At 50.7% G+C, this 5,705-nt stretch carries 4 protein-coding genes; 3 read left to right on the plus strand and 1 reads right to left on the minus strand.

The genetic code is table 11. The annotated features are described in order from the left end of the window. Positions 1-84: 84 nt before the first annotated feature. From AB5Y54_RS06365 to AB5Y54_RS06375, 3 genes are all read left to right on the plus strand, one after another. Positions 85-1,392: a site-specific integrase gene (locus AB5Y54_RS06365; protein ID WP_254203854.1), complete on the plus strand. Its 1,308-nt coding sequence runs from the start codon at positions 85-87 to the stop codon at positions 1,390-1,392. A 712-nt stretch (positions 1,393-2,104) separates the two neighbouring features. After that, entirely contained in the window at positions 2,105-3,301 is a 1,197-nt protein-coding gene (locus tag AB5Y54_RS06370; RefSeq protein ID WP_236663870.1) for a tyrosine-type recombinase/integrase, read from the plus strand. Positions 3,302-3,438: 137 nt separating this feature from the next. Continuing rightward, complete coding sequence (locus AB5Y54_RS06375; RefSeq protein ID WP_368153380.1) at positions 3,439-4,401, plus strand: site-specific integrase; 963 nt, start codon at positions 3,439-3,441, stop codon at positions 4,399-4,401. Between the two features lie 251 nt (positions 4,402-4,652). Here AB5Y54_RS06375 and AB5Y54_RS06380 read toward each other — a convergent pair whose 3' ends face one another. Further along, a complete protein-coding gene (locus AB5Y54_RS06380) occupies positions 4,653-5,600 on the minus strand; it encodes an IS30-like element ISAs2 family transposase (protein WP_019706001.1) in 948 nt (315 codons plus the stop codon). Positions 5,601-5,705 lie beyond the last annotated feature (105 nt).

A 5,705-nucleotide genomic window follows, 5' to 3' on the forward strand; every position in this document is an offset into this window, starting at 1 on the left:
AAATATAACCCGTTGAATTTCAACGGGTTTTTTCATTTCTAGACTTACGTGATTTTTTTCCTGGATCAACTGGGTGGAACAATCATGTATCTGAGTAAAAATGCCTCCGGCACCTACTACACTCGGCTTCCCTTGCCCAAGATTTTGCGTGACCGTGGCTTGCCCTTCGCTATCCGCACTTCCCTTTGCACCAAAGATAGGCAGCTCGCTGTAGACCGAAACCTGGCTGTGGCAGCTCGTACTCGCGCACTGATCGCGGCTACCCCTGCTGATACTTCCCCTCGCAGTTTCTATCGCTGGATCCGCGCCGATCTAGACGCGTTCAAAGCTGCGGGGTTCATCCCTCCTCAAACACCTTCCACACCTCGTGAACTTTCTGTTGATGCCTCAGCTTGCCCCAGCAGTGGGATCACGCTCACCCACGCACTGGCTAGATTCATCGAGACTAAAACCAGTGAGGGGATCCAGCATAAGTCGGTGGGCCAGCTCCAACTTCGGATCAACGCCTTCGTCACCTGGGCCAAAGGGGGCAAAGTCGATGAGGTGACGCCCGCGCTAGCACAGGAGTATCGCAACGGCTTGCTGCGCAAGAACGACATCAGTTTCAAAACTAAGACCGATTACTTGGCTGCCCTGAAACAGTTCTTTCGTTGGTGCGTGGCACTGGACTATTGCAGTCGTAACCCATTCGATGGGCTGACGGCAGGTAAAAAACCGAACAAACGGGCGGATGAGGAGCGAGTGCGTTGGTATCGCCCTCAACTGGCCCAACTGTTTGCCAGCCTGCGCAGCAAACAATCCCAGAAAGGCAAAAAGTTGAAAATTCAGGACTGGTGGGTGCCCCTGCTGTGCCTATACGCAGGGTTGCGGCCTTCCGAGGCCTGCCAGCTCAAAACTCAGAACATCAAACAGGTTGAGGGGATTTGGTGTTTGATGGTCGATGCGGGAGAAGCAGATCAGCAGCTCAAAAGCGTCAATGCGTATCGTACCGTGCCACTGCACAGTGCGTTGATCGGACATCAATTCCTAGACTATGTGGAGAGTCGTCGCAGTCAAGGGAAGGTATTTTTGTTCGATGACCAACCATCAGGCAAAGACGACGACTGGGCGCATAACATCACCTGTCGCTTCCAACGCCACCTCAATGATGCTGGCATCGTAGGTCAGGGCCGCCCCACCATTTACGGGATGAGACACACGTTTATCGATGAGCTGCAACAGGCGGACGTTGCTGAGCATATTGTGGCCGAACTTGCGGGACACAGTAAAAACGGCCTGACGTTTGGCCGCTATGGCAAACGTGTGAACATTAGGCTGCTGAATGAGAAAATCCAATCCCTTCCTACCGACCTGATACCCCACCACCTGCTGTCAGGGGGAAAATCACCGTAAAGATGACGCATATTTTTTGGGTAACAGGGCTGTCTACCCCCCATGAAAAAACCAATATGAGAGCATTTCTCGGCGGTTTAATGGAGCGGGCATGGCCCTATCTTCATGATTTATAATGATTTTAAGCGCACTGGAAAATATTTAAAAAACCTAATAAAAATATGTTGACATTTCTTTTTCTTTGTGGGTTATTTTCATTGACGAGTGGGCCTCAATCGTTGTAGTATGCTGATAAAGCTGCTAACAAGGACATAACAACGACAGTAAACACGAAGGATCGAAACGAAATGAATATGGCGTAGAACACACCGACACGTTTATCTCGTTCAAACAAGGGTTATCACCCCTTCAGATTTAAAAAATACCGCCAATATCACAGCTATCTTCGATACGCTGAACGGGTTGTTATTACCCAAATTCGGGTGAAGTGAATAACACATGGTATTTGCTTGATGCAATGTTGAGTAAAAATCTGACGGGAACATTTGATTATATCGATTAAATGACATCAGCTATCGCTAATGTATACTTGGCATTTGACAAATTAACAGGATTTTGAGGTGAAACTTATCTGTTTATAGCGTCACAGAGTAATTTATATCGCTGTTTTTAGGTGCACTATTACCCTCTCGGTATCGATGCGTGAGCATCACGTTTTGCTATTGCTGTTTTTGTAATTGAAGGAGTATTTATAACTGTAATGAGGGTAATTATGAACAAACAAACCAATAAAAGGACCGTTCAAAAACAAAAAACTAAACACAACACTGTGCGTTCAGTCATTGTTGATGAGCATTCACTGGCGTCAGCCATTCGTCAGCACCTGGAAATCAAAAAATACCAGTATGCGCAGACAACCTATGACATTTCGAAGCGTAAAGCAGAACAGTTGATAAAATGGATTGGTGATAAACCGCTGACGTCATATCGTGCGAGTGACATTGAACTACTCGTAGTGAGATTTTGCAACAAAAAATATAAAGGAAATACCATTAACCAATATTTGGATATATTGAGACAAGTCTTTGCACGAGCTGTCAGCGATGGTGTTATTCATACCAGTCCAATGGATGGCATTAAAAAATGTAAATTTGAGGTGGACGAACCTGATCCATTTTATCAATACGAAATTAAGGCATTTCTCGCCCTGAAAAGCACCCATTTGCTGGAGGTGTCACTCATCCAACTCGGTATCTCTACGGGTCTGCGCATCAGTGAGTTAATGGCGGTCAGTGCGGAGGCGGTCAATCTCGACAAGAAGACCTTATTGGTTGACCTTGCGTTGGTTGATGGGCAGTACAAAACGCCCAAAACCAGGGGATCTATTCGCACGATAGAGCTGTCAGAACAGGCTGTTGGATCTCTCAAGACCCTGATGAGGCTAGCGGAGCATCGTAAGGCTAAGAAGATTACGGTCACGAGGTCGGACAATCGCACTCAGATGAGTGAACAACGCACCCTGCTGGCTTACTACAGCGCCAAAAGGCGCAGTTATGCCTCGGTTGATGAGTTCCGTGAGCGGTTTTTCAGGCCGTTCTGTCAGGCTGCTGGGGTGCGTTATCGGGGGCCATCTCAATTTCGGCACACCTATGCAAGCCAACTGCTCTCGGCGGGGATTAGCATCGAGTGGATAGCCCGTCAGATGGGGCACACCGGTACAGAAATGGTGGTACGCCATTATGGCAAGTGGTTGATGGAGGACGCCCCTGATTATAGGGGTAGGGCTGACACGGTATTTAATGCCTGTATGGCTGGTCAGCAGGCTCAAGTTACTGTGCCGAGCTGTAATCAAAAAACTGAAGATAAAAACACAGAAAGCGAATTCGATGTCGACGCATTACTGGCAACTCCTGCTGTCATGCAGAGATTGATGAGTGTTTTAATGCAGCGAATTTCTGTGGCGCAGTAAATCACTGTCTACATCACGCATTCAGCATTAATTTAAAACTAAATCGCACCTTTAATAAAGGGATCCACGTCGTGGGTGGGGAAATCCTGCCCACTATCTAAAGAAGGCGTTATTCAAGCGCTCTGGGAGATGACCGAATGGCTACACAGGCAACGGAAAAGGAATATGAAAGACTGGCAAAAAATCATTATGAAATCCTAAAGAAAAAGGGCCTCAACATCACAGCAAAAAACATTGCGGATGAATTGTTGGCTCGCGCTTCAGAATGCAGTCCTGGCTATTGGCGAAAACTGCGCTGTGCACTGGTATATCATCAACAATTGTTGAATTTTCCCGACGCGGCCGAGCGAATTCAGGCCCTGAGTAGGCCAGATATACCGGTTAAGGCAAAACAAAAAAGAGTTAAAAAGGTCGATAATGATGATCTCGTTGCACTGATTCAGTATTTTAAGGCGCGTAATGACAGCGCTATGTTGGCGGCCATATTGTTGTTTATGCGCGCGGGGATAAGACCTGCTGAACTAGCCACCATAACTGCGCAGGGTAATCGGCTCACCGTTATCGGAGCCAAAAAAAGTCACGACGGCAAACGTGGTGCAGATAGGGTCTTACAGTTTGACACGCTTTCGCCAGAGAAATTGCAACTCATGGTGACCGAGGCAAAGAAAGCAAAAATTGGCTCATTGCAGGACAAGCTGCGTGCGGCGGGCAAAAACCTCTGGCCGGCGCGAAAATCGCTGCCGACCTTTTACAGCTGGCGCCATCAGATGGGCTCTGAGCTCAAAGCGTCTGGGCTCGACCGGCAGCGCATTGCCTACATCATGGGTCATCAGGCAACGTCTTCTGTGGACAAATACGGCAATCGTAAATCCGCTAATGGTAACGTGTTACCCACTTGCCCAGCGGATGCTGACCTGAGCCATATCAGGACAACGCACGCCGAGCTTTCTGTGGATAACAAAACTCATCGCCAGGTAGCTACACCCACAACAGTGGCTGAGCCTTCGCCGAGCGCAGATTCAACTGCCCCAACAACGCCGAGAGGCATGGCGGCATTCATCAATTGGCATCGCGATGCCGATGACGACTTATCCCGATAAGGGAGCGGCTACAGGGGGACAGCCTTGCTGCTATCACTGCATGGCAAATCCCCCTGGGGCGCAACCGTAAGAACGCCTTCGTCGCAACCGTAAGAACGCAGAGCCAACACAGCGTAAGAACGCGGGGTAAAACATTCTTACGAACGTAAGAATGTGGGTGTGGTGAGAGTAGCGAACCCGGAACCCCCGTAGGTTGCGCAGCGACCGGAGTGGGGTGGAGCGCGAATTCAACTTCGAAGTGCGACACTCGCCTATGCCGCCTGACGGTACTCTTCGAATACCTTGACAGGCTGCCTGAATCCGAGACATTTCCGAGGTCGTAGGTTGAGCCACTGCTCCGCTCTCCTGACATCCTCGTCCGTGACCTCTCTCAGGTCTGTTCCCTTTGGGATAAACTGCCTCAACAGCCCATTGCTGTTCTCGTTCAGACCGCGCTCCCACGAAGAGTAAGGGTGCGCAAAGTAAGTCTCGGCACCCAGCGCTTCCTCTATCGCCTTGTGTTCGGCAAACTCGCCGCCGTTGTCAAAGGTGATGGTATGCACCTGCTCGATGTAGGGCGTTAACATCTCGATTATCGCATCCCGCACCACCCCAGCCTGTTTGCTCGCGACCCGCTTGACCAGATAGAGCCGGCTCTTGCGCTCCACCAGGGTGACCAGTGCACCTGTGCCTTGCTTGCCCAGCACCGTGTCCGCCTCCCAATCACCGAGCCGCTCCCGGCTATCGACGATAGCCGGCCGTTCATCAATAGAGCGGGCTTCCTTGATGGGAGAACGCAGGCTGCTCGCCCCCTTGCGGTAGCGCTTGTGGCCCTGGCGCAGATGGCGGTACAACTGGCCACCCCGGGCTTTGTCGGCGGCCACATGGCGGTATATCCACTCGTGACTCACCATGAGGCCTATCTGCTTGCCCACCGCGCTTATCTGCTCCGGGCTCCACCACCAGGCGAGTGTCAGCTCGACAAACTGGATGACATCGGCAGATAGCCGAGATTTGGCCGCACTGGCCCGTCGGTGGGTGGCGTGCTGATGCGCATTGTCTGGCTGGTAGCCCTGCGGCCCGGCGTTACGACGCAGCTCCCGGTAGAGGGTGGAGCGATGAACGCCAATGGCGCGTGCGGTGGCAAGGATGGACATCCCCTGTGCGCGAAGCACCGATAACTGGTATCGTTGCCCCTCGGTCAACTGCTGATAGCTCATGGTGATACTGCTTTTACTTTGGCGAGCAGAAGGGTACCACCAATCAGCAGTTGGCCACCTCTCGCCATTCATCCATGAGTGTCGCACTTATTATCTGAATTCCCG

Source organism: Aeromonas sp. s9 (genome assembly GCF_040907765.1).
GTDB lineage: Bacteria > Pseudomonadota > Gammaproteobacteria > Enterobacterales > Aeromonadaceae > Aeromonas > Aeromonas caviae.

Coding starts and splice junctions, on each gene's coding strand:
- AB5Y54_RS06365 (WP_254203854.1), top strand. CDS start 85: ATGTATCTGAGTAAAAATGCCTCCGGCACCTACTACACTCGGCTTCCC.
- AB5Y54_RS06370 (WP_236663870.1), top strand. CDS start 2,105: ATGAACAAACAAACCAATAAAAGGACCGTTCAAAAACAAAAAACTAAA.
- AB5Y54_RS06375 (WP_368153380.1), top strand. CDS start 3,439: ATGGCTACACAGGCAACGGAAAAGGAATATGAAAGACTGGCAAAAAAT.
- AB5Y54_RS06380 (WP_019706001.1), bottom strand. CDS start 5,600: ATGAGCTATCAGCAGTTGACCGAGGGGCAACGATACCAGTTATCGGTG.